Annotated in this window: 17 protein-coding genes; 5 read left to right on the forward strand and 12 right to left on the reverse strand. The window is 67.0% G+C overall.

All coding sequences use genetic code 11. From position 1 onward, the window contains the following. Nucleotides 1-143: 143 nt before the first annotated feature. Nucleotides 144-1,256 carry an N-acetylglucosamine-6-phosphate deacetylase gene (locus tag INT51_RS13545; protein WP_193105857.1) on the reverse strand — a complete coding sequence of 371 codons (1,113 nt, stop codon included), beginning with the start codon at nt 1,254-1,256 and terminating at the stop codon, nt 144-146. A gap of 19 nt (nt 1,257-1,275) precedes the next feature. Beyond that, nucleotides 1,276-2,061, reverse strand: a complete 786-nt coding sequence (locus INT51_RS13550; RefSeq protein ID WP_193105858.1) for a 6-phosphogluconolactonase — start codon at nt 2,059-2,061, stop codon at nt 1,276-1,278. Nucleotides 2,062-2,260: 199 nt separating this feature from the next. Here INT51_RS13550 and INT51_RS13555 point away from each other — a divergent pair, with 199 nt between their 5' ends. After that, the gene (locus INT51_RS13555) at nt 2,261-3,439 is read left to right on the forward strand and encodes an AGE family epimerase/isomerase (RefSeq protein WP_193105859.1); all 1,179 of its coding nucleotides are present in this window, start codon (nt 2,261-2,263) and stop codon (nt 3,437-3,439) included. Nucleotides 3,440-3,533: 94 nt separating this feature from the next. On the opposite strand, the gene INT51_RS13560 is transcribed toward INT51_RS13555, so the two are convergent. The 3 genes from INT51_RS13560 to INT51_RS13570 all read right to left on the reverse strand — a co-directional run bounded on the left by INT51_RS13560 (nt 3,534) and on the right by INT51_RS13570 (nt 6,629). Then, the gene (locus INT51_RS13560) at nt 3,534-4,514 is read right to left on the reverse strand and encodes a LacI family DNA-binding transcriptional regulator (protein WP_193105860.1); all 981 of its coding nucleotides are present in this window, start codon (nt 4,512-4,514) and stop codon (nt 3,534-3,536) included. Nucleotides 4,515-4,599: 85 nt separating this feature from the next. After that, nucleotides 4,600-5,598, reverse strand: coding sequence for a Gfo/Idh/MocA family protein (locus INT51_RS13565; protein WP_193105861.1), 999 nt, complete (start codon nt 5,596-5,598; stop codon nt 4,600-4,602). Next, nucleotides 5,595-6,629 (reverse strand): Gfo/Idh/MocA family protein, encoded by a 1,035-nt coding sequence (locus INT51_RS13570; RefSeq protein WP_193105862.1) that lies wholly within the window; start codon nt 6,627-6,629, stop codon nt 5,595-5,597. Before INT51_RS13570 ends, INT51_RS13565 begins: the two co-directional genes overlap by 4 nt. 236 nt (nt 6,630-6,865) lie before the next feature. Here INT51_RS13570 and INT51_RS13575 point away from each other — a divergent pair, with 236 nt between their 5' ends. From INT51_RS13575 to INT51_RS13590, 4 genes are all read left to right on the forward strand, one after another. Continuing rightward, nucleotides 6,866-7,729, forward strand: coding sequence for a Gfo/Idh/MocA family protein (locus INT51_RS13575; RefSeq protein WP_193105863.1), 864 nt, complete (start codon nt 6,866-6,868; stop codon nt 7,727-7,729). Next, nucleotides 7,729-8,754, forward strand: coding sequence for a Gfo/Idh/MocA family protein (locus tag INT51_RS13580; protein WP_193105864.1), 1,026 nt, complete (start codon nt 7,729-7,731; stop codon nt 8,752-8,754). Before INT51_RS13575 ends, INT51_RS13580 begins: the two co-directional genes overlap by 1 nt. A 245-nt stretch (nt 8,755-8,999) precedes the next feature. Beyond that, nucleotides 9,000-9,713: a hypothetical protein gene (locus tag INT51_RS13585; protein WP_193105865.1), complete on the forward strand. Its 714-nt coding sequence runs from the start codon at nt 9,000-9,002 to the stop codon at nt 9,711-9,713. A gap of 76 nt (nt 9,714-9,789) precedes the next feature. Beyond that, nucleotides 9,790-11,826: a hypothetical protein gene (locus tag INT51_RS13590; protein ID WP_193105866.1), complete on the forward strand. Its 2,037-nt coding sequence runs from the start codon at nt 9,790-9,792 to the stop codon at nt 11,824-11,826. Nucleotides 11,827-11,905: 79 nt separating this feature from the next. On the opposite strand, the gene INT51_RS13595 is transcribed toward INT51_RS13590, so the two are convergent. The 7 genes from INT51_RS13595 to INT51_RS13625 all read right to left on the reverse strand — a co-directional run bounded on the left by INT51_RS13595 (nt 11,906) and on the right by INT51_RS13625 (nt 20,218). Then, nucleotides 11,906-13,687 carry a peptide ABC transporter substrate-binding protein gene (locus INT51_RS13595; protein WP_193105867.1) on the reverse strand — a complete coding sequence of 594 codons (1,782 nt, stop codon included), beginning with the start codon at nt 13,685-13,687 and terminating at the stop codon, nt 11,906-11,908. A gap of 133 nt (nt 13,688-13,820) precedes the next feature. After that, a complete protein-coding gene (locus INT51_RS13600; protein ID WP_193105868.1) occupies nt 13,821-14,552 on the reverse strand; it encodes an amidohydrolase family protein in 732 nt (243 codons plus the stop codon). Further along, on the reverse strand, nt 14,549-15,187 hold the full coding sequence (locus tag INT51_RS13605; protein WP_193105869.1) for a hypothetical protein: 639 nt from the start codon (nt 15,185-15,187) through the stop codon (nt 14,549-14,551). The genes INT51_RS13600 and INT51_RS13605 overlap by 4 nt, the downstream gene beginning before the upstream one ends. A gap of 65 nt (nt 15,188-15,252) precedes the next feature. Continuing rightward, nucleotides 15,253-16,497 carry a DegT/DnrJ/EryC1/StrS aminotransferase family protein gene (locus INT51_RS13610; RefSeq protein ID WP_193105870.1) on the reverse strand — a complete coding sequence of 415 codons (1,245 nt, stop codon included), beginning with the start codon at nt 16,495-16,497 and terminating at the stop codon, nt 15,253-15,255. Beyond that, the gene (locus INT51_RS13615; RefSeq protein WP_193105871.1) at nt 16,487-18,223 is read right to left on the reverse strand and encodes an ABC transporter ATP-binding protein; all 1,737 of its coding nucleotides are present in this window, start codon (nt 18,221-18,223) and stop codon (nt 16,487-16,489) included. Before INT51_RS13615 ends, INT51_RS13610 begins: the two co-directional genes overlap by 11 nt. A gap of 25 nt (nt 18,224-18,248) precedes the next feature. Further along, entirely contained in the window at nt 18,249-19,154 is a 906-nt protein-coding gene (locus tag INT51_RS13620) for an ABC transporter permease (RefSeq protein WP_193105872.1), read from the reverse strand. Further along, the gene (locus INT51_RS13625; protein WP_193105873.1) at nt 19,154-20,218 is read right to left on the reverse strand and encodes an ABC transporter permease; all 1,065 of its coding nucleotides are present in this window, start codon (nt 20,216-20,218) and stop codon (nt 19,154-19,156) included. Before INT51_RS13625 ends, INT51_RS13620 begins: the two co-directional genes overlap by 1 nt.

A 20,218-nucleotide genomic window follows, 5' to 3' on the forward strand; every position in this document is an offset into this window, starting at 1 on the left:
CGGCGGAACTACTACCCCGCTCCTGCACTCAGATCCAGGCTCCTCGGTCGGGCCAAGGCGCGACGGACCACATGGAGTATTGCGGGCATCGGACTACCGACGTCGGCAGTGCACGAGAAAGGGTGCAGCACCCAGGCAGATCCCTACAGGGCATCTCCTCGTATCCCGGGCTGCGTCCTCGACGCCCTCCGCTCCCTCTCACGATCTGCCCGGGAGGCGCGGTGGACGACCGTCCCCGCAACAGTCGTCGTGACGACTTGCCCGTCCTCCACCTTGACGCGGTCCTTGCCGCCGGAAATGCGGTCGCCCAAGCCCATCAGCTCGGCAGGGGTAATGGTCGCCATACCCAATAGCTCGGCGGGACGGAACGGCAGATGGGTCGTGGCCCAGTCCAGGCACTCGCGCAGGGAATGCCCGGAGCCCGCCAGTAGTCCTGTGCCGGGGAGCGACAGGCGCCCGTCGGCTCCGACCTCGACGGTGCCACCAACGGGGGTGGGATACAGGCCCGGCGCGCTCCCGGCGAGAGCAACCGAGTCGGAGGTGAGTACACAGCGCTGGGGGGTCTTGGCGCGAATCATCACGGTGAGAGTCTCGGCCGGGAGATGGTGGCCGTCGGCGATCAGCATTGCGGTCAGACGGTCCTCGGCGAGCTGGGCCCATAGGTGGTTGGGGTGCCGCGGGAGCGTGGCGTGAGTGCCGTTGCCCAGGTGGGTACTCAGGCTCGCGCCGGCGCTGGCGACAGACCGAATCTGTTCGGGGGTAGGAGCGCAATGCCCGAGCGAGACCCTCACGCCCTTCGCGGTGGCGGCGACGGTGTAGGCGACGGCACCGGCCCTTTCGGGAGCGAGGGTCACGATCTTGACCAGTCCTTCTGCAGCGCGCTGCCAGCGGTCGAGCTCGGCGGGGTCGGGATCTCGCAGGTAGCGTGCATCATGAGCCCCACGGGGACCATCGTCGGGCGCAAGCGATGGACCTTCGACGTGGATGCCGGCGATGGAGTGGGCGAGCAACGGATCACGTCGACGGGCGGCTGCGATGACGGCCAGCACGTGCGTGACCTTCTCCTCGCTCGCGGTGATCACGGTCGGGAAGTAGGTGGTCACTCCCTTAGCCCACAGGGCATAGGTCAGCTCAGTGATGGTCCGGATGTCGACATCGTCGGCATTGACGTCGTGCCCGGCATAGCCATTGACCTGCAGGTCAATGAGTCCAGGCTCAACGCGGACATCCTGGCGGCTGTATGGGGTCTTACTCATCGCGCCCCGTTGCCGCTCATCATGTGGCGTCGCTGGCGCGCAGCTGTGCAGGCAACTGGGCCGCCGCCGCGGCGTCGAGGTGGACGACGACGTCGGAGTGGGTGTGCAGGGCACTCGCAGGCACTTCGGTGGTCACTGGGCCGTGAAGGGTGGCTGCGACCGCGGCGGCTTTGGCTTCACCGAGCACCGTGCACACCAGGGAGCGGGCCGAGAGTATGGCCGGGACGGTCAGCGTCAGGGCATGGGTGGGCACCGCGTCAATGTCGGGGAACAGCCCCTCGTCCACCTGTTGCTGGCGGGAGGTGCGGGCCAGCTCGATCTTGCGCACCAGGGTGGGGTCGTCGAAGTCGGTGTCGCCGGGTTCGTTGAAGGCGATATGGCCGTTGACGCCGATCCCCAGGCACACCAGATCGATCGGGGCCGCGGCGATGAGCTCGCTGTAGCGGCGGACCTCGTCGTCCGGATCAACATCCTGTTTGATCCGGTCCAGGCCTGGTCGAGCAGCTTCAGGCAGTCGATCAGCCAGCCAGGTTCCGAAGGAAGCAGGGTGCGCGGGGTCCAGCTCGAGGTAGTCGTCCATGTGAAAGGTCGTCACTCGGGACCAGTCGATCAGGGAGTCCTGACCCAGGGTGCGCAGCATGTGCTCCTGGGAGGGAGCGGACGCAAAGATCACACGCGCCCTCGGTTGCTCGGCCAGGACCTTTCGCAGCGTCGCGGCTGCGGCGTGACCGGCAGCAGTGCCCGCAGATTCCGCCGAGTCGCTCACGACCACGTTCACTTTCGATGCTCGATCGAAGACCGACATCAGCATCCTCCTCCGTTTCTCGGGCCATGCTTGACGCAACATGTTTGAACAGTGCTGCAGTGCAATCGGTTGCACCGTACCATGTGGACCGACATCATAGGAGGACCGCGCCCCATCCTCTGGAGGGATACCGATGAGCTCGACCGCCCTACCCGCCACGCCCATAGGCTCGCCTGACCCTCGAACGCATCTTGAGCAGGTGGTCCTCCCGTTCTGGCTCGAGCACGGGATCGACGAGGAGGCAGGCGGGTTTTTCACCTGCTTCGACAATCGGGGCCGGGAGCGGATCTCGACCGATAAGTTCACCTGGTCGCAGGGTCGTTTCGTATGGCTCCTGGCTCGGGCTGCGCGACTGGCCGATCAGGGTCTGCTTGCGGCCGATGCGAGCCGGCTGCTGGAGACTGCCCGCGCCGGGGCTGCCTTCCTCGTCGATCACGCGATCCAGGAGGACGGGACGACCCGTTTCGTCGTCGGTCGGCACGGCGGGCAGCCGGAGACTCTCGGACAGTCCGGGCGCAGTGTGTACGCGGACTGGTTCACGGTGATGGGCTTGGCTGAACTCGCACGTACGACGGATGATTCGCGCTGGCTGGAGGCAGCGGCGCCGGTTCTGGCGAGGTCCAGGGCGGATCATCTTGCCGGCGCCGCCCCCACTCCCCCGTATGAGATCCCGGCCGGGCACGAGGCCTATGGCCCGCGCATGATCCTGGCGAACACGCTGCTGGTGCATGCGCAGGCGGCTGAGGCGTTGGGGGTCCCCGGCGTGGAGCGAGAGCAACTGCGGGAGTCGGTCGAGGCGGTGCTCTGGCATCGATTGCCCGACGGCACGTTCTCGGAGATGCCGGGCCCGGATCCGGAGTCATTGGTGTCCCGGCATCGGGTCCCGGGACATGCGATCGAGGGGATCTGGGTGGTGCTGGAGGCGCTGGACCTGCTCGAGGACGACCGTGATCGTGGCCCGCTGCTCGACTCGCTCGAGGCGATGTGCGAGCTGGGCTGGGATGATGAGCATGGAGGGCTCTTGCGCTACACGGACCGTGAGGGACCGGTGGCTCCGAGGGGCGTCTCGAGGGACACACCGTATGAGCAGCTCGTGACCTCGACGTGGTCGACCAAGCTGTGGTGGGTGCATTCGGAGGCGGCCGCGACGACAGCGATCGCGGCGCGTCGCTACGGGAGTGCGGGCGCCGAGCAGTGGCATCGTCGCATCTGGGAGTACACGATGGCGACGTTCCCCGGCGGGGAGGACGGTGCGGAGTGGATCCAGATCCGCGACCGTGCCGGGGCGCCACTGGATCGGGTGGTAGCACTGCCGGTGAAGGACCCGTTCCACATCTGCCGCAACCTGATGCAGCTCATCAAGCTCGACGGAAAGTGAGCGGCAAGCTGGACACTTCCGGCCCGTGACGGGGGGCAGCTGCCCGATCCCGAACCAAGTACTCAGGAGCGTGCGAGCTGTGCTCAGAGCAGGCTCAGCCCACGGCCGGCCCGATCGTCCCGCGCAGCACCGCAGTCCCTGACAGGGTGACCGTACGTGGGGAACGCCCTGCAATCAGCTCGCTGAGCATCTCCACGGCAGAGCTCCCGAGCTCGGCGAAGGGTGCGGTGACGGTGGTGAGGCTGGGAGTCATGGTCTGCGCGAGCAGGACGTCGTCACACCCCACGATGCTGCGATCGCGCGGGACACTCTCCCCCAGCGCGCTGAGCCCCGCGATCACGCCTGCCGCCATCAAGTCATCGAAGGCGAACACTGCCGACGCGCCGGATTCCACGATCTGCGCAGCGGCATCACGACCATCGGCGAACTGCGCCTCGAACGGTCCCAGCTCGACCAGCTCGACGCCCTTGTCGTCAGCCCAGTTGCGCACGGCCCGGGCGCGGTGGGTGGCGGCCCACGCCGCCTGGGGGCCGCGCAACAGAGCAATGCGGCGATGCCCCAGTTGGTGGAGGTGATCGGCGATCTCTTCCAGTGCTGAAGTGTTGTCGCAGACCACAGCAGGCAAGCTCCGTATCGCGCGGTTGACGGCCACGGTCGGCACGCCCCTCACCACCTCATGCAACTGTTTCGAGGGGAGGCGGGGCGAGGCGATGATCAGCCCATCAACCTGGGGGCGGATGCGATCGACCAGCTCCTGCTCGGCGCTCGCACTGAGCTCGGAGTCGATGAGCAGCAGTTCGGCATCCTCCACCCGGGCGGCGGCCTGGACGGCACGAATCAGCGGCGGGAAGAACGGGTTCTCGACGTCGGGCACGAGCATGCCGATCACCCCGGAGCGCCCGGTGGCCAGGCCACGGGCAGCCCTGTTGGGGGCGTAGCCCAACTCCCGGGCGGTAGCCAGGATTCTCTCTCGGAGCTCCACCTTGACCATCTCCGGGCGCGAGAAGGTCCGCGAGACTGTCGAGGGCGAAACGCCCACGATGCTGGCGATCGAGTAGATCGTGGCCCTCTTCATCATGCGTCCTTCCGTCGGCCTCGCTTGGCCCTCCACGCCCCGATCAGGGGTGTCAGGAACATACTGCCGCATGCGCGACCGAGGATCAGAACGGCTGAGGTGCTCCGCGTAGGCCGGAACTACGTTGCGCCTTCAGCGCAACCTCGGTGGCCAGCAGACTGGCTGCCGTCGTGATCTTCGGCTCCCGGTCGGCCAGCAGCGCATCGAAGAAGTACTGGGCAGAACGTTGCGGGGAGCCGAGCGGCTCGTCCCAGATCTCACGATCGTGGGTGGTCACGGTGAGGCGGTGGTAGGCCCAGTCGACCTCAGCCGTGCCCCGGGAGCCGGTCACCCGCATCCGGTAGTGACCGTGGACGGCGGCCGCCTCAGGGCCCAACCAGTTCGCTTCGATCGTCGCCAGGACGTCGCCTGCGCGCAGCAGAAGAGCGACGTGATCGTCGAAGCCGGGATGATCCTTGGCCCGGACATTGCCGACGTGTGCGGAGACGGTCCCTTCCGGGGTTGCGCCTTGCTGCTCAGCGACCAGGTCGAGCATCAGATCGATGTCATGGATGGGAAGGTCGCCGGCGATTCCACCGTAGGTGGCAGGGTCCAGGAACCAGGCCGGACGTGTGGACTGATTGAGCATGTGCGGGCCGGTGGAGGCGATCATCGCAATGGTGCCGAGCGTGCCGTCTGCTACCAGGCGCCGCAGCGCGAGAGTGGCGGGGTAGAAGCGCTTCTCGAAGACGATCGAGACGTGCCGGTCGGACTCTGCGGCGGCCTCTCGGATCGCCTCGAGCTGCGGTAGGGAGGTGCACAGTGGCTTGTCGGCCAGCACATGAGCGCTGGCTCGCAACGCGGCGACGGTGGCCTCGGCGCGCTGGCTGTAGATCCCGGCGATGAGCGCGACGTCGACGTCGTGGGCCTCCAGCAACCGCTGTGGGGAGTCGTACAGCGGGACGCTGATTCCGCTCAGGAACCTCTCGCGCAACTGCGGGTCCGGTTCGGAGGCCGCCACAAGTTCGAGCTCGTCGCGTTGAGCGACTTCGGCCAGGGCGTAGTCGACGTGCTGGTGGGCTGCGCCGAGGATGGCGACCTTCATCGAAGCTCCTTGAGGGTTACGAGGCTGCCCGTGCGGGCCGCGGTGGTGATGGCGTCGATCAGGCGGACAGTGGCGGCGCCGTCGGCTGCGGTGATCGCCGGGTCCCGACCCTCGGCGATGGCGGCCAGGATGTCGCGCCACTGCTGGATGTGGCCGGTGAGGCCGATGGCGGTGTGGTCGGAGGAGCCGACGCCGATGCCCTCGCGGTCGGTGCCGAACTGCGGGGTGGGAACGCCGTCGACGTCCCAGCGGGTGATCTCGCCCTGACCGATCTCGACGACGCCGCGCTCGCAGTGCAAGGTCAGGGTCGCGGGCGATCCGGGGGGTGTGGCGGTGGTGGTGGATATCAGGCCCAGCGCCCCGCCGGCGAAGCGGAGGGTGGCCACCGTCATGTCCTCGGCTTCGGTGTCGTGGGCGAGGGTGGCCTGCTGGGCGGTCACTGATTCGACGGGGCCAGCCAGCCACTGCAGCAGGTCGACGTTGTGGACGCCCTGGTTCATCAGTGACCCTCCCCCACCGGCCGGGTCCCCGCGCCAGGCAACCGCTGCGTAATAGTCGTCGCCGCGCCACCAGTGGACGTGGGTGGTGGCCAGGCGCACTGCGCCGAGAGTCCCGGCCTCGAGGGCTCGGCGCACCGCGACGACCTCGGGTTCGAGGCGGCGCTGGGAGATGGTCGAGACTGTCAGTCCCCTCTCGGCGGCGAGGCTGACGATGCGGTCGGCGTCGGGCGCGGTCAGGGCCAGCGGTTTCTCGACCACCACATGCTTGCCGGCTTCGAGTGCCGCGAGGGCCTGCTCAGCGTGCACCCCGCTCGGAGAGCAGATCGCGATCACGTCGACGTCCGCGCGAACCATCAGCTCCTCGGGCGGGACCTGGGCGGCGCCGGGCCAGCCGGCCTCGGCAGCGGCAGCGGTGCCGCCCCCACTGAAGGCACGCAAATCGGTCCGATCGCGCAGAGCGTCGAGGGCGCGCGCATGGCTGCGGCCGATGGTTCCCAGACCGATCAGTCCGACGCCGATCACAGTGTTCATGAGGTTCCCTTCCCTGGTGAGGCCGGAGCGCCCAGCAGGGCGACCAGGTCCCGTCCAGTGCGCCGAACGATAGGTGTACAGCTCCAAGCTACGGCGTTCTCCCCTTGACGTGCAAGCGATTGCAGACCAGGCTGGGACCCGCAGGCACCGTCGTCTACGCCTCCCTGGCGATCGCCGGAGCCCGCGACCAACCAGCGACAGGTCCGGGTCGGCCCCGGGCTACGAGGGGAGCAGCCGTGCTGCGCATCGGCATGATCGGCACCGAGAACTCGCACATCACGCATTTCACCCGGTTCCTGAACGTGGAGCAGCGTCATCCGGGGGTGCGCGCCGCCGCCCTCGCCGGTGGCCGCAGCGAGCGGAATCTGGAGCTAGCCGAGCTGGGCGGGATCGACCTGATCGTCGGGGAGCCGGCAGAGCTGGTCGACCAGGTCGACGCTGCCATCGTCTCCACCCGTGATGGCGCCAAGCACCTCGTGCACGCCCGGCCGCTGCTAGAGGCAGGCAAGCCGGTGCTGGTCGACAAGCCCCTGGCGGCCTCGGTCGAGCACGCCCGGGAACTACTCTCGGTCGCCGAGCAGAATTCGGCGCTGCTGCTGTCCTGCTCGGCGCTGCGATACGTGCCCGAGATCGGGCATCTGGTGCCGACGAAGGAGAGCGGCCCGCTGCGTCACCTGCACGTGATCGGCCCAGCCGATCCAGACAGCGAGTACTCCGGGCTGTTCTTCTACGGCATCCACCATGTCGAGGCAGCGCTGGAGATCCTCGGCAACCCCGCTGTTGATCCCGCCTTGCTCGATGTGCGGGCTGTGCGCCGCGGCGACACCGTGGTGGCCACGGTGCGTATCGCCGACACCGAGGTGACGTTCACCTTCGTCGTGCCCGGTGCCGGTCCGCGGGTGCCGTTCCATGCCACCGGTATCTACCAGGGCGCTGTGGTCTCGCACGATCTCACGCTCGGCGGGGACTACAACGCTCCTGCCCTGGCCGAATTCCTGGCGGCCGTCAAGACCGGCTCGGTCTCCCGCTCCCCCGGCCAACTGCTGGCGCCCGTCGCGGTGCTGTCGGCCATCTCGTCCACTCTCGAAAGGAACTCCTGATGAATGACTCCAGCACCGCGGGCAGCCTGCGCTTCGGCGTGATCGGCGTCGGCATCATCGGCCGCCAGCACGTGGCACGCCTGCTATCCGACGCGTCCCCGGCAACCCTGATCGCGCTGGCCGACGCGAATCCCGAGGCCGCACGGACGGTGGCCGAGGAGAACGGGGTCGAGGCGTCAGCCAGCGTCGAAGAGCTTCTGGGTCGCGACGACATCGACGTGGTGGTGATCGCGGTGCCCTCGGGCCTGCACGCCGATGTGACCATCGATGCGCTCGATGCCGGCAAGCACGTGTTCCTGGAGAAGCCGATCGAGGTCACGGTCGAGGCCTCCGATCGCATCCGCGAGGCCGAACAGCGCTCCGGCAAGATCCTGTCGATCGCCAGTCAACGCCGTTTCGCCGCCGAGAACCAATTCCTAAAGACGCTCGTCTCCGAGGGAAAATTGGGCCGCCTCACCTCCGCGACCGTCGAGGTGCCGCTGTGGCGCTCCCAGGAGTACTACGACTCCGGGGCGTGGCGCGGCACCTGGAAGCTCGATGGCGGAGGAGCCTTGATGAATCAGGGCGTACACCTGGTGGATCTGGCTCTGTGGCTGCTCGGGGACGTCGAGGAGCTGTTCGCCTTCACCGGTCTGTTGGCCCATGAGCGCATCGAGGTGGAGGACACCGTCACCGCGACCGCCCGTCTGCGCAGCGGCGCTCAGCTGACCTTCCAGGCCACCACTGCCGCCTACGGCAAGCTTCCGATCCGAGTGAGCCTGATGGGCGATGCCGGCTCGATCGTCACCGAGTCCGAGCGCGTGATCCACTTCCATTCGCGCGATGGCCTGGAACTGCCGGAGTTCGAGGCCGTCGACATCATGCTCGAGCAGCACCTCGACTTCGTCGATGCCGTCCAGAACGAGCACGCTCCCCTGGTGACCTCGGCCGACGCACGGGCTGCGGTCGCCTTCATCGAGGCCGTCTACGAGTCCGGCCGTACTGGGAAGCCGGTCCGTCCCGCCGAGCTGCCGGTGCGCGCCTGAGGTCGGCGTAGATGGAGAGTGCTCACGGGCCAGCGGAGCCTGGGTCCGATACCGAACAGATTCGCCGCTGGTGGCGGCGGTGGCTCGGGGCTGAACCGGACCCAGCAGGCTCCTGGCAGATCGGTGCCGTGCGGAAGCCGCAGCACAAAGGGATGCGCGGTCCGATTCAACAGCTCACCCTGTCCTCCTATGACAGTGATTTGGTCTGCGAGTTCCACCGACCTGAGGGCGTGCCGCCGACGGGCGTGACGGTCATAGTGCCCTTCTACGACACCGCCCCTCTGTACGGGGAACCAAGTGAACGCACTCGCCGCGCAGATCGCGACCCGGCGCTCGGGGCATACGGGTTGCAACTAGCACAGGCCGGTCACGCCGTGCTCGCCGTGCCCTGGTGGTTCGAGCAGGTCTCAGCCGCGGATCCGGCCACGGCGGCGGCAGGCTCCCTCGCAGAGCGCTATGGTCCTGCGGCGCAGCGTCACCGCCGTGAGCAGACGATGACGGCGCTGGGGCGGAGCATCGGCGATCTGATGCTCGCTGTCACCGCACTGCTGGACTCCGGGCTCAGCGGCGACGATCGCCTGGCGGTCTTCGGCCATTCCCTAGGAGGGAAGCTGGCGATGCACCTGGCGGCTCTCGACACACGCCTCAACGCCGGCGCAGCACACGAACCGGGCCTCGGGTTCGCGCACTCCAACTGGACCGACCCCTGGTACCTCGACGGCGTGCCCCCCGAAGGCCGGGACCAGGACGAACTGCTGGGACTCGTCGCACCCCGGCCCTTCCTGCTCGCAGGGGGCGGCGACAGCGACGGGGCGCACAACCTGGAGCTGTTCCGCTCGGCGCGATCGCGCTGGCCCGAGGAGACGAGCCCGGACCTGCTGCTCCACGACGGCGGGCACCCGCTGCCACAGCATGTGATGGCAAGAATCCGGGAGTGGCTCACGAACGCTATCAAGTAGTGCCGTAAGCATGGACATCGCCTGCAATGGGTTGCAGACTGGAGGTCTTCCGCAGTCTCCCAACGAAGGGCTGACCATGCCTGTACTACATCTGACTCGCCGACGAGCTCTGCAGACCGGTCTCGTCACCACCGCAGCTGCGGGGCTCGCCGCCACAGCACCCGCTCCCGCTCTCGCCTCGCCGCCCGGCCGGCCCGGATCCGGCGAGCTGGTCGATCTCGGGATCGCTATGGAATCGGTCAACGTCCGGCTCACCGGCAGCGGCCCGGACGGCGCAGGCGGCACGAGCCTCTACGCCCTGTCCGACGGCACCCCGGTGACCTTCTCGGTGATCAGCCCCGAGACGGGGAAACGCCTGTTCTCCTGGTCACTCCCCGATGAATCCTTGGCATACGGGGCCGGCGTCTACGGCATCGAGGGCGGCGCCTATTTCACCGCGCGAAGCGGAAGTGCCACCGCGCTTCATTTCTACGACCACGCCGAACAGTCCGTCACCCACATCACCACCAGCGGGTCCGGACAGCCGATCGCCAACGCGGTAATCCGCAACGTCATCCCAGACGGGGACACGCTCTACTTCTGCTGCTACCCGCGCTCGGAGGTCTACGCCCTCGACCTGTCCAGCGGCGAGGTCCGCGAGTTCGGTCCAGCCAGTGACAACGGCGGAGAGTACGCCTGGGGCTTCACCAAGATCGGTGGCGCCCTTTACGTCGGCACCGGGATCGGAACCGGCCAACTGGTCGCCATCGACACCGAGACCGGCCAGCGGACCGAGATCGAACTGGACGACCCGCCTGCGAGCATCGCCGCCCTGGGGACCGCCGGGCCCCTGTTGCTGGTGCCACTCCCCGGCCGCACCGGCGTGTATGACACCACGAGCGGCACCTGGCACGAAAATCTCCCCGGAATGGACCAGGTCGCGTCTGCCTTCGCCAGTGGAGGTGATCCGGCTCTCTCCTATTTCCGCGTCGAGGAAGAATTCTGGGCCTTCGACGCCGACTCCCTCGAGGCAACCCCGTTAGGCTTCGCCGAGCACGGCGTCTCCACCAGCTCCCTGCGCGCCCTGGAGGCGTTTCCGGTCGACGACCACGATGTGATCGCGTGCTTCCGTCAGGACGGGGAGGTGATCGTCTTCGACCCGAGCGCCGACGAGGTGTCCGTCCATGATGTCGCCGTCGACAGCGCCCCGGTGATCGCCCACAGCATCGGGCTCGGCCCGGACCGCAACGTCTGGGTGGGCGCCTACCTCAGCGCCGGCGTGATCGCGACCGTCGACAGTCACAGCCGAGAGATCACCCAGCTGGAGGGGCCGGAACAGGGTGATGCCATCGCCGCCGTCGGTCCATATCTGATGGTCAGCAAGTACCCCAACGGCGTGGTCTATCGGTATGACGCGCGCGAGCCGTGGGAGTGGGATTCCAACCCCGACACCCTGGCCACCCTCATCTCCCCGCACCTGCAGGACCGGATCTTCGAGATGACCGACGCGGGCGGCCTGCTCGCCGCCGCCTCCATCCCGGAGTACGGGCACCTCGGAGGGGCGCTGAGCCTGATCGACCCGGACACCGGCGAGTACGACGTGTATCGCGATGTCGTGGCGGATCAAGGGGTCAGCACGGTCGTCCACCGCGACGGGATCATCTACGCCGGCACCACCATCTACGGCGGCATGTCCACCGTCCCGACCACCACCGATGGCCATCTGGTCGAGTTCGACCTCGACTCCCGTGAGGTCACCTCGACGATCGTCCCGGTGCCAGGCGACGAGACGGTCTCCACGCTTTGCTTCGAGCCCGAGGCATCGACCCTCGTCGGCGTCACCTACGAGAGCAACCTATTCACCTATGACATCACCACTCATGAGGTGACCTCGGTGATCGAACTGGGCATCACGCCGACCGGCGCCACCTGGGGCCGCAGCCCAACCCTGCGGTACCGCAAGCACGACAGGAGCTTCTACGGGGTTGGCGGTCAGACCTTCTTCCGGGTCTCAGCCACAGGCGAGGTGACGGTCCTGGACGAGGAGCACGCCTGGAAGTCGCTGACGATCACTGCCCGCGGCGAGATCTACCTGATCGACGACAACCGGGTGCACATCTACGACGTCGGTTGAGAGGCATGCCGCGGCGCCCCGAGAGGCTCGGGACGCCGCGGTTGTCCAACCGGGGCCCGACCAGCCGCGACCTGAGGGCCTAGCTGCGGGTCAGGTACTTGTAGTAATAACCCTCGGGCGAAGGCCTGGGCTGGACCCCGCCCACGTCGTCTGCGACCGCCCAGGTCTGGGCGTTCCACGTCACCGGAATGGTCAGCGCCATCTGCTCGCGCACGCTCGCCGCCTCGATGAACAGCCGGTCACGCCCGGCATCGTCGAGAGTGGCCACGGCCTCGTCGACCAGGTTCGCGAACTCCTGCGCCTGGTCCGAGGAGCGGGTCGAGAGGATCTCCTCGGCTCGCGCGGCCATCTCCGGTCCCTCCAGGCCTTCGTCGCTCTGGACCGCCTGCAGCTCGGCCCAATCATCCGCGGACAGGCTGAACTGCCGCACGTAGTCGTAGCCGAAGATGTTATAGATCCAATTGTTCAAGGTGGGCAGGCCTGAGAAGGTCCCGGCGTAGAAGCTCATCACCGAGTCGTCCTCATGAGGAGCCCAGCGAGTCTCGGAGTGGACCCCGCTCTCGAGGATCTCGATAGCGACATCGATGCCGAGGGCGTCGATCCATCCTTCGCGCAGCACCTCGAGCCACGGCTCCTCGAAGTTGTACTGGATCCGCACCCCGGGCAGGTCATCGAGGATCCCGGCCTCGTCCAGCAGGTCTTTCGCGGCCTCGACATCGTAGGAGACGGCCAGCTCCTTGCTCCAGCCGGGGACCACGTCCGGGATCAGCGCAGTGCCCGGCTGACCGGCCGAGACCTCGGTGATCATCTCGCGATCGATTGCCAAGGACAGAGCTCGACGCACTCGGTCGTCCCGGATCGCCTCATGGCCGCCCCACATCGCCTGGAGGTAGGACGTCCCGTACCCCTCGACCGTGACCACAGACTCCTGGAGCTCTGGATCGCGCTCCACGGTGGACGCGCTGACGGTGATCACGTCGAGATCGTCATTGCGGAAGGCGAGCAGATTGGTGGGCCCATCGCTGGCAAGGCGAAGATCGATCTGGCCGATCCCGACCGAGTCCGCATCCCAGTACTCCGGGTTGGCCTCCATCACCAGTGAGGAGTTCGGCTCCCAGCTCACCGGGACGTACGCTCCATTGCCTACCCAGCTCTCGGGTTGCTGCCAGCCCTGCTGGTCCTCCTCGACCGAGGGTGGATGCACCAGGACCATCGAGTAGTGCGACATCAGCAGCAGGAAGTCTGGGCTCGGGCTCTCGAGTTCGATCACCAGGGTCATGTCGTCCTCGACCGTGATACCGACGTCGGCCCAGTCGTCCAGAGCTCCGGATTGATAGTCGGCGGCACCCTTGATCCCCAGGCCGGGCAGGTAGCTTGACGCCCCGGCCGCGTAATTCCCGCCTGCGCCGGAGGGGTCCAGCAAACGCTGGAAGGACCACTCGGCATCGCCGGCGGTGACCGGGTCACCGTTGGACCAGGCGGCTCCTTTGCGCATGGCGAAGGTATAGCTCAACCTGTCTTCGCTGACCTCCCAGGACTCCGCTGCGGCAGGCACCACCTCCACCGCGTCCTCCTCCTGCAGAACCAGCCCCTCGAGGAGACCGGCTGGCACGACGAGCATCGAGTTGTTCACGTAGTGGGGATCAAGGCTCTCGATGGAGGCGGAGGACTGGACGATCTGCAGAGATGGCCGCTCATCGCCCGAGCCGTCGCCTCCGCCCTGCGCGTCGTCACCGAAGATAGTGCAGCCGGTGGCGAGCAGACCGGCGGCGCCCGCTCCGCCTCCCAGCACGAGCCGTCTGCTGAGGCGGCCGCCGTCGGGCGGACCAGCGGGGTCGATGGGGTATCGAATCGGGGTCATGGTGATCACCTTTCCAGGATGCTGGGCTCCGTCGCCCGCTCTCTGCAACCGATTTCTACCCAAGCCTCTCGCACTCTGCAACCGCTGTCAACGAAGCTAGGCGCCCCGCGGAAGCCGCGGTCAGGCCTGCTCCTCACAGCCCAAACAGCCGCTCCGCGTTGCGGTGCATGATCAGGTGCTCCTCGTGCTCGTCGAGGCCAGCGGCTCGAAAGGCACCGACGGCCAGGGCCGGGTCGATCAAGGTGGAGTCGGTACCGAATAGGATCCGCTCGGGGCCGGCCCGGTCGAGCACCCAGCGGATTCGGTCCGCCTCGGGCTGGGAATACCCGGGCTCGAGCCAGAGGCGATCGGTGCGGCGTATCGCCTCGGGGGCGAGCCTCCAGGCCGGACCGCCCATGTGCCCGGCGATCACTTGCACATCGTCCACCTGCGCGACCGTCTCTGCGAGGTCCAGCAATTGAGTCCCCCAGGAATGCACGAGCACCGGGAGCTTCCGTTCGGCGCACAGTCGCAGGGCATCGGCCATCTGCGGGGACCCGGCAGGAGTGGCCGCGTAGTCGGTGTGGATCTTCGCGCCGAGGAACAGTCCGGAGGGCAGCAACTCGTCGAGCTGCGTCTCGCCCTCGCCGAGGAATCGGGGGTCGACCACGAACATCCCGCGCAGGCGGTCTTGCCCGGTGATCGCGGCCGCCAGTGCGGGGTTCCCGCTGACCGCATCGTAAGTGACGGCCTCCACCCCGGAGACGAGCTGGATGTCGATGTCGTGCGCGTCCATGGAGCGCAGGTTGTCCGCTGTGCTCCCCCGGTCGGGCCCGAAGAACCACGGTCCCAGATGGGCGTGGACATCGATGATGCGCGTGGTCATCTCGGGCCTCCGCTCAGGCGAAGGAGGTTCCCGGAGGTCACCAGGCCCTGCTGCGTCGCATCGAGTCCGCTCGAGCGCAGCCGTTCGAGGGCGGAGTGCTCCTCGGACCATCCGCTGCGGGCGCCGAAGACGAGCCGCTGCGCTCCGACGTGCTCGGAGATGGTCTCCCAAGCGTCGGGGCCGCCCAGCAATCTGGTGGAGGCGTGGAATCCAGGTTCCTCGCGGGCGGCAAGAATGAACTCCCCCGCGTCGTAGAAATGCTGGTCCAGGAAGACGACCGTCGCGCCGAGACCCATCATCGCAAGACCAACGGATCGGGTCGATCCCTCGACCAGCACAGCCAGCCCCAGCGCGGTGGCCCGGCGGGTGAGCAGTCGTAGACGCGGCGCGGTGCCGGGGATGCCTTGGCGCGTGGTCGCGAAGCGGACCAGGCGTGTGCCGCGGTCGGCGGCGGCCGCCATTCGTGATTCGGCATCGACTGGATTGCGCAGGTCGACTCCGCACACGAACGTCCACCCGAAGGTCCGGGAGGCGTCGTCAGCCTCACGGTTGCCGGTTTCTGGGTCGTAACTCAGAGCCCGAAGACCGGAGACGGCGCCGCCGGCGATGCCTGCGGCTTCGAGGCGAGTCTGCATATCGGCAGCCGTCAGCCTTCGCCCGGTCGTGATGTCCCTGCCGATGAGCAGGTCGCAGTCGAGGATCATACGGGCATCACCGCTTCGTGGACCTTGACGATCGCCTCGGCCATCGCATCAACCTGCTGGTCGGTGAGGTTCTCGTTCCAGGGGATCGCCAGCAGTCGCTCTGACACGAGCGCCTCAGCGACCGGACAATCGCCGTCGGGGTACTCGGCCCTTCCGCGGATCGGGTACCCCGATCCTCCGTAGGCCGTGGGTTCCCGCAGCACGGGCTCCTGGTACAGCGGGCGGGCGATATATCCGGCCACACAGGGCACCCCTTCGGCGTTCAGAGCGGCCGCGAACCATCTCAGCTCCTTGTGGGTGAGCCCGTCGATCATCAGCGGGTAGTACCAGTAGGTATGGATACCGCTGGGTGTCGGCGTGGTCAGCCCCCGCAGCTGTTCCAGCGCATCGCTGAGCCGGTAGGCGCTGTGGCGCCGTCGTTCCACGACTGCTTGCAGTTTCGTCAACTGCACTCGTGCCACCGCGCCGCTGAGCTCGGGCATCCGGTAGTTCAGTGCGAAGGAGAGGTAGGTGCGTTCCCCGGTGTCGCGGGGCCACGCCTTGTCCGCGAACAGCCTCATCGAGCGGGCCAACTGCTCGTCGTCGGTGATCACCAGGCCGCCGTCACCGGTGGTGATGTGCTTGGTCTGCTGCAGGGAGAAGCACCCAAGGTGACCGATGGTCCCGACCAGGGGGCCATGGGTCGTCTCGCGTGTCAGATAGGCCTGGGCGCAGTCCTCTATGAGGAGCACGCCAGCAGTGTCGGCGATCCGGCGCAGTTCGCTGACTTCAGCTGCACCTCCGAAGAGGTGCACCACGACGATGGCACGGGTCCGGGAGGTGATCCTGCGCCGGACGTCCTCCGGGTCGAGGCATCCGGTGGCCGGGTCGAGGTCCGCAAACACCGGTATCGCGTTCTGGGCGAGAATCGGCAGCACCGAACCCATGTCGGAGATCGGCGGGACGATGATCTCGTCGCCCGGGGCCGGGTCGACCGCCGCGACGGCCAGGTGAAGGGCCGCTGTGCCGCTGGAGCAGGCGACAGCGTGGGCCGAACCCATCATCTCGGCGAACTCGCTCTGCAGTGCTTTGACTTCTGTGCCCCACACTCCGGAGAGCATCCCGGAGCGCAGGACCCGCAGGACTGCCACCTCCTCCTCGTCCCCAATGGTGCGGCCCGCGGCGTCGTTAGTGGTGGGCAGAGACCCGTGCGGGACTATCGCGGGGCCGCCATCGAGAGCAAGGAGCGGTTCAGCGGGCATCGGCATGTACCGGGAGCACGGCATCCAGTAGCGTCCGGGTGTACTCGTGGCGGGGTCGGGAGAAGATGTCGAAGGTCGCGCCGGTCTCGACGACCTTTCCTGACTTCATGACCATGACCTCGTCAGCGAACCTTTCGACCACGGCAAGGTTGTGGGTGATAAGCAGGATCGAGAAGCCGAGCTCCTCGCGGAGGGAGTCGAGCAGCTCGAGCACCTGGGCTTGCACCGAGGCGTCCAGTGCCGACGTCGGCTCGTCGGCGACCAGAAGATCCGGTTCGAGAGCGAGCGCCCGAGCGATCGCCACCCGCTGCTGCTCACCGCCGGAGAGCTGTCTGGGATATAGATCCGCGTAGCTGCCCGGCAGTTGCACCCGGTCAAGCAGGTCCAGAGCGTTACGTCGACGGTCATGCTTGGATCCGATGCGGTTGATGCGCAGGGGCTCGGCAATGTTCTCCGCCACGGTGGAGGCGGGGAGCAGCGAGCCGTAGGGGCTCTGGAAGACCATCTGCATGGAACGTCGCTGTAGACGCAATTCCCTGCGCCCCATCGCGAGAACATCCCGCCCGTCGAAGTGGACCTCACCGTCGGTAGGTTCGATCAGCCGCAGCACCAGGCGGGCGAGGGTTGACTTTCCAGATCCGGATTCGCCGACGACCCCGAGGGTGCCGCCCCTGGCGAGCTCGAAAGTGACGTCGTCCACGGCTCGGATCGGCCCCGCCGCCCCGGGGAACACCTTGACCAGTCCGCGAGCGTGGACGAGCGGTATCGGACCGCTCGGTGCCGGAGCAGTGGGTACTGGCCGCCCCGGCTCGCCGAGGTGCCCGCCGGTCGATCCAGCCGGCACCTCGCGCGCTGGCGTTTCCGCGGGCCCGGCCGGTGACATCGGCTCCGCGGATTGCGTGTCCTCGGAGGGAGTGAGGACCTGCTCGGGAGGCCGGATGTCCATGGCGGACTCCAGCAGCATCTTGGTGTACGGGTCCTCGGGGGCGGTGAGCAGCTGCTGCATCGTTCCCTGCTCGCGCACCTCACCGTGACGCAGCACCACGCCGTCCTCAGCCAGATATCGAGCGACCCCCAGGTCGTGCGTGATCATCACCAGGGCCATGCCCTCATCCTGCATATGGGACAGCAGGTCGAGAATCTGCTTCTGCACGGTGACGTCCAACGCAGTGGTCGGCTCATCGGCTATCACCAAGCGGGGCCGGGTGATGGTCGCCATTGCGATCATCGCGCGCTGGCGCATGCCGCCGGAGAGCTGGAAGGGATACATCTTCACCCGTCGCTCCGGTTCGGGTATGCCAACTTCCCCCAGCGCTTCGATGGCGCGCTTGCGGGCTTCCTGGCGCGTTCCCAGTCCGTGCCACAAGATCGCCTCGGACAGCTGCCTCTCGAGGGTGAGCGAGGGGTTCAGAGCTTCCATGGCGTTCTGGAAGACCATTCCCACTTCTCGCCCGCGAGTTCTGCGCAGACGATTCTTTCCAGCTGCGATCAGGTCGACCCTGTCCCCGGAACCGAGCTCGAGGTGTGCGGAGCCCGAGACCTTCGCGTTGCTGGGCAGCAGTCCCAGGATCGCGCGCATAGAGACGCTCTTGCCGGAACCGGATTCTCCGATCACTGCGGTGGCACCCTGGTCGGGTAACTGGAGGTCCAAGCCCTTGACGGCGTGGACTGTCGAGCCGTCGGTCATCGAGAAGTCAACAACCAGATCGGAGACGTCGAGAAGCATGAATAAGTCCTTCCTGGTCTATCGGCTAGGTCTCGTCGACGTCGAAGGCGTCGCGCACGCCATCGCCGATGAAGGTAAAGGCGACCATGATCGCGATGAAGATGATCGTGGGCCAGGCGATCAGGTGCGGATGGTTCAGGACATAGGCATAGCCGTCGATGATCATCGAGCCCAGCGAAGGCGTCGGTGGTGCGACTCCGAGGCCGAGAATCGCCAGGCCAGACTCGGCGAGCATGTTGGCGGGAATGCCAAAGCTGACGGTGACCAGCACCGGGCCAAGAGCGTTGGGGACCATGTAGCGCATCACCAGCGTCCATCCACCGGCACCCATGGAGCGGCCAGCCTCGACGTACTCCATAGTCTTCAGTCGCATGATCTGCGCGCGCAGCAGGCGAGACTGGCCAACCCACGAAGCGATCGACAAGGCGAGGATGATGGCCCAGGTCGAACGGCCCATGACCGCGACCAGCAGGACCGCGAAGAGATACCCGGGGAAGGCGAACATCACGTCGGTTGCGGCCATCAGGATCTGGTCGTACTTGCCGCCTTTGTACCCAGCCACGAGGCCGATCACAAAGGCGACGGAGAGGGAGATCAGCTCCGCTGCGATCGCGATGAACAGCGCGGTGCGGATCGAATAGATCAACCGGGAGAAAATGTCCCGGCCCAACGGGTCCGTCCCCATGACGAACCCATCGCTGAAGGAGGGCAGCAGCTCCTGGCCGGCGTGAATGGTCGCATACCCATAGGGCGCGATGATCGGCGAAGCCAGCGCTACCACCGAAACCACCAGAATGAAGGCGAGACTTATTACCGCCAGCCAATTGCGCAGGAAGCGCTGCCATCGACGCGTCCATTCACTGGTTGCGCGTGGTGCCGACGCAGTGATGGCCGCCGACTCCTCTACGCCCGATTTCGCGGTAGCAGTCATCAGATTGCTCCTCTCGTCGCCGTGCCTTCAGCCGAGACAGGCTGACCGGTGTCCCCGGTGCCGTCGCCATCGGCGACGTCCTGTCGGCGGCGCCCCTCGGAAGCCAGTCCGAGGTCGGCTCGCACTCTCGGGTCCACCGCCGCGTAGCTGAGATCGACCAGGAGGTTCATCACCATCAGCAGTGCAGCGAAGAAGAGTGTCGTGCCCATCAGCAGCGGCATGTCTCGACTGACCGCCGCCTGGGTGAAGTAGTGCCCTAGCCCAGGGATACCGAAGATCTGCTCGACGAAGATCGTTCCGGTCGCGAGAGAGGCGAACATCGGTCCGACCACGGTCACCAGCGGCATCAGCGAGTTGCGCAGCACATGGCCGATCAGTACCGCGCTCTCTCGTCCGCCCTTGGCCCGGGCGGTGACGACGTACTCCTGCCTCAGGTTCTCCAGCATCGAGGAGCGCACATATCGTGCGAGTACTCCGATCGGGGCGATCGCGAGCGCCAAGGTGGGCAGGACCATGTGCTCCGGCCCCTGCCAGCCATATAGGGGCAGGACCCCGAGCGCGACCCCGAAGATCAATACCAGCACCAGGCCGGCGAGGTAGTTGGGCAGACCGTTCCCGATGGTCGCCACGAACATCGTGCCGGTATCGAGAATCGTGCGTCGTCGCACTGCCGCCAATATTCCGATCGGCAGAGCTACTCCGACCGCGACCAGGGTTGCGGTCACCGCTAGTGCTGCCGAGATCGGGAAGGCGGAGGCGATGATCTCCTCCACCGTGCGGTGGGGGTACCGGTAGCTCGGCCCCAAGTCTCCGGTGACGGCGCCCGTCATGAACGTCGTGTACTGCTCCCACATCGGCACTTCGGCCCCGTAGCGGTCCCCGAGCTCCGAACGAGTCTCGGACGTGGCCTGTTGAGCGAGGCTCACGTTGCCTCCACCCGCAGCCTGGATCCCGGCAAAGTCCCCTGGAGCCAGCTGCAACAGGCCAAAAGTCAGAACCGAGACGGCGAACAGACACAGCACCAGACGGACCAGGCGGCGTCCGACGAACATGACGATCTTCAT

It is taken from the genome of Brachybacterium sp. FME24, from assembly GCF_014897705.1.
Lineage (GTDB): Bacteria > Actinomycetota > Actinomycetes > Actinomycetales > Dermabacteraceae > Brachybacterium.

Excerpts from the sequence above, each read along its gene's own strand:
- INT51_RS13570 (WP_193105862.1), bottom strand. The coding sequence starts at position 6,629 with ATGAACACTGTGATCGGCGTCGGACTGATCGGTCTGGGAACCATCGGC.
- INT51_RS13610 (WP_193105870.1), bottom strand. The coding sequence starts at position 16,497 with ATGCCCGCTGAACCGCTCCTTGCTCTCGATGGCGGCCCCGCGATAGTC.
- INT51_RS13605 (WP_193105869.1), bottom strand. The coding sequence starts at position 15,187 with ATGCAGACTCGCCTCGAAGCCGCAGGCATCGCCGGCGGCGCCGTCTCC.
- INT51_RS13595 (WP_193105867.1), bottom strand. The coding sequence starts at position 13,687 with ATGACCCCGATTCGATACCCCATCGACCCCGCTGGTCCGCCCGACGGC.
- INT51_RS13545 (WP_193105857.1), bottom strand. The coding sequence starts at position 1,256 with ATGAGTAAGACCCCATACAGCCGCCAGGATGTCCGCGTTGAGCCTGGA.
- INT51_RS13580 (WP_193105864.1), top strand. The coding sequence starts at position 7,729 with ATGAATGACTCCAGCACCGCGGGCAGCCTGCGCTTCGGCGTGATCGGC.
- INT51_RS13550 (WP_193105858.1), bottom strand. The coding sequence starts at position 2,061 with ATGTCGGTCTTCGATCGAGCATCGAAAGTGAACGTGGTCGTGAGCGAC.
- INT51_RS13565 (WP_193105861.1), bottom strand. The coding sequence starts at position 5,598 with ATGAAGGTCGCCATCCTCGGCGCAGCCCACCAGCACGTCGACTACGCC.
- INT51_RS13590 (WP_193105866.1), top strand. The coding sequence starts at position 9,790 with ATGCCTGTACTACATCTGACTCGCCGACGAGCTCTGCAGACCGGTCTC.
- INT51_RS13600 (WP_193105868.1), bottom strand. The coding sequence starts at position 14,552 with ATGACCACGCGCATCATCGATGTCCACGCCCATCTGGGACCGTGGTTC.
- INT51_RS13615 (WP_193105871.1), bottom strand. The coding sequence starts at position 18,223 with ATGCTTCTCGACGTCTCCGATCTGGTTGTTGACTTCTCGATGACCGAC.
- INT51_RS13620 (WP_193105872.1), bottom strand. The coding sequence starts at position 19,154 with ATGACTGCTACCGCGAAATCGGGCGTAGAGGAGTCGGCGGCCATCACT.
- INT51_RS13560 (WP_193105860.1), bottom strand. The coding sequence starts at position 4,514 with ATGAAGAGGGCCACGATCTACTCGATCGCCAGCATCGTGGGCGTTTCG.
- INT51_RS13625 (WP_193105873.1), bottom strand. The coding sequence starts at position 20,218 with ATGAAGATCGTCATGTTCGTCGGACGCCGCCTGGTCCGTCTGGTGCTG.